5 protein-coding genes and 1 pseudogene are annotated in these 4809 nt (G+C 40.3%); 2 read left to right on the top strand and 4 right to left on the bottom strand.

Going from position 1 to position 4809, the window contains the following annotated elements; all coding sequences use genetic code 11:
* Window positions 1–531 (bottom strand): hypothetical protein (locus tag IQ229_RS13320; RefSeq protein WP_194044386.1); only part of this gene is annotated, 531 nt, incomplete at its 3' end.
* 81 nt (window positions 532–612) lie between these two features.
* Window positions 613–807 (bottom strand): annotated as a pseudogene (locus tag IQ229_RS13325) (tyrosine-type recombinase/integrase); the annotation flags it as partial.
* Between the two features lie 357 nt (window positions 808–1164).
* Here IQ229_RS13325 and IQ229_RS13330 point away from each other — a divergent pair.
* The gene (locus IQ229_RS13330; protein ID WP_194044382.1) at window positions 1165–2157 is read left to right on the top strand and encodes a tyrosine-type recombinase/integrase; all 993 of its coding nucleotides are present in this window, start codon (window positions 1165–1167) and stop codon (window positions 2155–2157) included.
* 121 nt (window positions 2158–2278) lie between these two features.
* On the opposite strand, the gene IQ229_RS13335 is transcribed toward IQ229_RS13330, so the two are convergent.
* Together IQ229_RS13335 and IQ229_RS13340 are read right to left on the bottom strand one after the other, a co-directional pair.
* Complete coding sequence (locus tag IQ229_RS13335) at window positions 2279–3454, bottom strand: hypothetical protein (RefSeq protein ID WP_163936504.1); 1176 nt, start codon at window positions 3452–3454, stop codon at window positions 2279–2281.
* Complete coding sequence (locus IQ229_RS13340; RefSeq protein WP_194044384.1) at window positions 3451–4182, bottom strand: hypothetical protein; 732 nt, start codon at window positions 4180–4182, stop codon at window positions 3451–3453. Before IQ229_RS13340 ends, IQ229_RS13335 begins: the two co-directional genes overlap by 4 nt.
* A 90-nt stretch (window positions 4183–4272) precedes the next feature.
* On the opposite strand from IQ229_RS13340, the gene IQ229_RS13345 reads away from it, so the two are divergent.
* Window positions 4273–4695, top strand: coding sequence for a tyrosine-type recombinase/integrase (locus tag IQ229_RS13345; protein WP_228013442.1), 423 nt, complete (start codon window positions 4273–4275; stop codon window positions 4693–4695).
* Window positions 4696–4809 lie beyond the last annotated feature (114 nt).

Genomic DNA, 4809 nt, shown 5'->3' on the forward strand with positions numbered 1-4809 from the left:
GTATGGTATATTACTTTCTCGTTCCACCGCGAAGACTACCTCTTCAAAACTTTGGAAGTACCCAGGCTCAATTGAAATTACCTCGAAAAACCTCAACCAATTATTCTTAAATTCTTGACGCAATAGGCGTAATGCTTCAGGGTTCATCTTCTTAAGAGTTGTAATTGGCTTATCTTTAGTCAGTTTCTCTAACTCTTTGATAAATGCTTCAATGTGCTGCTTTGCCCGTTTGTACTCAGGTGCTTGCTTGCCCAGGGGCAACGATGCCAAGTAGTGTTCGAGGACTTGCTGATAATCTTCATTCTGGTTAACAGGTTCTTCTAATGGTGGAATTTCTGTTAACGCAGCTTCTACCCGCTCTATTAGTTCGGTTGCCCCATTAGTGTCTGGGTTTATATCGCCCAAAAATTTTTGACGGTAAAAGGCACTAAGCCTTTCTACAACAGGTTTGATACCATCAGCGATCCTGACATGGGTGGTTTCGTAAGGGGCTTTGTGACCTCGCCCACCTTTAGCTATTGGGTCAGTCATAAAGTTGTTAACAGCTTAAACTAACTACAGGATAAAGCTGTTAACAACTTTATCCCGAAACTTGTTAACAATTTTTAATTTTTATTCATCCGAATTCTTCAACATAAGAGTCAACAATTCCGACATTGACCACAAGTCTTTATTCCGGTTGTCATCATAAATCATCAACGTGCGCGGGTCAGCATGACGGCTCAATTTCTGCACCTTTCTGATATTTCCGCCTGTGACATCAAGCGCCGCCTTCATCGCCTTTAGCCTTACCCTGTGCGGTGACATTTGACTTATCCGGGAAGGATTGATATCACAATTGATATCAATGCCCCACAAAGACCGATGGCGTAACCGCCCGCTCTCCTGATTTCGCTTAGGGCAAAACAACAATATCCAGATTCATACAGCATTATTACTTAGTCAAATCGTCAGCCCTTACACTTTCATCTAATTTAATTTCTCTTCATCGCCCTCAATCAATGTCAATCAACTGACAATAACTCCCCAACCTCCTCCCCCAGCCTTACTGGGAGATAGTGCGACAATACGATTTTTCGCACCACTTAGCGCAAAAAACACACCTCTTCAACTAAGATGTAGCTTGAGTATTAAACTTCCCAAACCTCTGCTGCGCTATCACCAATGACATCGATCCACCCCGAAAACCTTAGTGTTCTAGAAAACTCGCTGGCGTTAGCGATCGGAGAGGACTTTTCTCTAGAAAATGACCCCGATGTAATTCAGCAATTGATTGGTGATAAGCGATCGCTCAACACCAAGCGCGAATACCAGAAAGACTTGAAAGATTTCTTCTTGTTTGTTGCCAAGAAAGAACCCAGCCGGGACTTAGTGTTAGAGTTCCTTCACCTGGAACAACGTCATGCTGTCGCTGTGGTTTTTAAGTACAAAGCGCACCTGATCAAGAAAAAGCTGGCTGAAGCTACGGTGAATCGTCGCTTGAGTGCTATCAAGTCAATGGTGGAGATGGGGCGACGGCTGGGAGTCTGCAATTTCTCCCTGGATGATGTCAAAGGTGAAAAGGTCGAAACCTACCGTGACACTATGGGCATTCCAGCCGAGGACTATGCCCAAGTCATAGCGCTAGTTGACCGCAATACCCTTAAGGGCAAGCGCGATTATGCCATTATGCGGTTACTCTGGGATAATGGCTTGCGTCGTCAGGAGATAGTCAATCTAAATGTGCGTGACTTTAACGCCAAAGAGAAAACTCTTGCAATCCTGGGTAAAGGCAAGGGTAGCCAGAAAGAAATTCTTGACCTATCGGAAAGAACCACTGACGCACTTGCCAGTTGGATAAAAGCAGGTAAGAAGAAACGTGGCAATGAACCGCTTTTCACGGTGTTGGCCTATTACAAGAATGGATCGAGATTAACCGGGGAGGCAATCAGGCGACTGGTGGATGGGCTATGTAAGCAAGCCGGAATTACTAAGAAGATGTCACCGCATCGTGTCCGCCACAGTGCGATTACTACAGTATTGGATTTGAATAATGGCAACTACCGTGCTACCCAGCGTTTCAGCAGACACGCCCAAGTGCAAACGGTGTTGAAATATGATGATAACCGCCAGCGCTTGCAAAAGCAGATGAGCGATTCAATATCAGAACTTATTTAGAAACAGGGGTGGAGTTTAGCCGCTGATTAAAAGTGCCATTTGATACTGTACCGTAATCTGTTGATATTTCTAGGTTAGAACGCAAAATAATGCGTTGAATGATTGTTTAGAGTGCTTTAAATTACCTTTTAAGCTTGGTCACTTGCCATGCTATTTCACGACCTATACGACCTGCACGATTAAAACGAAATGCCTCATATTCAAAACTATCTTGATTCTTAGTTACAACTGACTTAGACAAACCTAATAAATCTGCTACTTGACTTGTTGTGAGAGATGTTTTCTGAATAGCAGCTTTCTCTAGAATCTCAAATTGCTCTGAAAGACTGGTTTCTAGCTGTGGTATGTTGCTCTTAGGCTGAATAGTCTTCGATTGAAGAGAATTACTTTGAGATAAACCAAGAAGCTGAGATAAAGAGTTAGTGAAAGATGAGGCTACTTTCAAGCTGGAGACAATTAAATACAGCACAAAACGCTGTGTAGTAAGCTGAACTAAACCATAACTTACAATAGGAAGCTGCTGATTATTGTTAAACCTACGATCTGGGCCTCCATCACGTCGGACAAACTTCCAAGTCTGACCAATCACAGTTGCATCTTGAGGTAAAGCCTCATGTTCTGTATATTGTAAATCGTCATTAACTACTTTTAGCTCATTATATGCAATAGTGCTGTAGACACCATTTTGAAATACAAAGATTAAATCTGGAAAAAAATACAGCTTAATGCTACCACTATCAATACCCCATACATTTATATTTGTTTTTATCAGATTGGGAATTATCTGACCAACTCTGGATGTCTGCCGCACTATGATTGATTGTGATCCTGCATTTCGTTTCCAATCTTCTATAGCTATTTGTGATTTTAATCTCCACACACGTTTGCTAGACGATAAACTCTGTAACGTTTCACTAAAATAATTAAATTTTTGCTTTGAATATTCATCATCAAATTCATAAATTAATGGGGTAGTTTTACGAATAATGTCTTGCCTAAAAACTAAATAACTAGCAATAATTCCTGGTATTAAGAATATGAGAAATATTGGTGAGGTAAAACTTAAGAAAAAACATAATAGTGTAGGCACACCAATAAAAATAGAGTAATAAGGGCTTGTTACCCTCTTATTAATCTGGTCAATAATTTCTGCTGCTGATCTATCAATAACAATTTCATAATCTTCTTCTTGGTGTTCCTGTGTGTATCCACTGGCTTGCTTTTGCTGGTATCGTGTACCTTGCTGTCCAACTTTTACTACTGTATCAACAGGAATTTTCCTTGAGTTATTCGTCATTTTGATATTTCCTCTAGTGTAGATTTAGTTGGTACAGGCTTATCTCCTAGTTCTGCCTTATGTTGAACAACTACAACTGACACTATACCTAAGAACAGCAGTATTACTGGAAGAACAATTAAGGGCAAGTCCTTTTTATTAATTTTATTAGAATAATTAGAGTTTTTAGTGGCAGCTTTATTTGGAGAAATAATCTGATAAAGCAAATTGGTAAATATTTGCAAATCATCCTCATTAGTAATTAGATAAATTCTACTGGATTCAATAATCCTGGATTGTTTAACATGATTTACTAATTTGGGATCTGGTGAGCTAGGACGATACCCTTTCCAATCATAGATACTACTTTTGTAAAAATGTTCATAATCACTAGTTTTGAAAATTATTGCTTCGTCTTTGTCAGCAATAATAAAATGGCTTACATTATGCTCTTCTCCATCTTCAAACAGCCTGTGAATGTAGTAGAGAGTTTGTGCAATTACCTTAGATGCGACATCCAAGCTCTTAAAATTGACTGAATACTTAAATTCAAATAAAACATTGTTAACAGTTAAATCATGCCATTTAGCAGTCTTCACTGGTAATGAGAATTGTCTAATATAAGCACTTTTAACTTCTTCTTCATTTTCGGCTTCTAGCAAGGTTTTACTAAAACTAAAATTTTGTTGAACTTCCCATTTCTGTTTATGTTCAGCTATCTTGTTTGATTGTTGTTCCCAGATACTCATCACAAGGATTCTCTCTAGCGAAGATTTGAAGTTTTATTTATTATGCGTTTGAGATTCTATTTTCTAGTACTATTTTATAATTCCCAATGGATGCAGAAACTAACGGTCACTGGCAGCAACGGTGTTAGAGGGGTGTTAGTACTACGCAGCGTCAACACCAAAGGCAAGCAAGACACCAGGGAAATCCAAGTGCATCCAAGGCTCCGGGAATATTTAGAAGAGTACAACCCCAATCGTCGCAAGGAGTTTTTATTTCCCGGTCGGCATGGGTTGGGGCATATCCATAAGGTCAGCGCTGACAAAATTCTCAGAGATACCTGTGTGCGGTTGGGGATTGAGGGCGTTAGTACCCACAGCTTTCGGAGGACTGCGTTAACTAGGATGAGCGATGCCGGGATACCGTTGCGTCATATTCAGGAGATATCGGGGCATCGGACTTTGGCAGCTTTGGAGCGATATCTGGGGGTCACTGAGAAGCAGAAGCAAAACGCGATCTCTGCTTTGGACTTTTGAATTATGTAGGGAAAAAGAGTTTCGACCGAGGGTAAGCAGCACCATGTATATCCCTACTTTGTAAGTTCGAGATGTTTTAATACACTTAGTACCTGTTGTCATGGGAGCATCTCG

The organism is Nostoc cf. edaphicum LEGE 07299 (assembly GCF_015207245.1).
In the GTDB taxonomy this organism is placed as follows: Bacteria; Cyanobacteriota; Cyanobacteriia; order Cyanobacteriales; family Nostocaceae; genus Nostoc; species Nostoc edaphicum_B.

Bases quoted from the DNA above. Each gene is read 5' to 3' on its own strand.
- IQ229_RS13330 (WP_194044382.1), top strand. From the start codon at position 1,165: ATGACATCGATCCACCCCGAAAACCTTAGTGTTCTAGAAAACTCGCTG.
- IQ229_RS13335 (WP_163936504.1), bottom strand. From the start codon at position 3,454: ATGACGAATAACTCAAGGAAAATTCCTGTTGATACAGTAGTAAAAGTT.
- IQ229_RS13340 (WP_194044384.1), bottom strand. From the start codon at position 4,182: ATGAGTATCTGGGAACAACAATCAAACAAGATAGCTGAACATAAACAG.
- IQ229_RS13345 (WP_228013442.1), top strand. From the start codon at position 4,273: ATGCAGAAACTAACGGTCACTGGCAGCAACGGTGTTAGAGGGGTGTTA.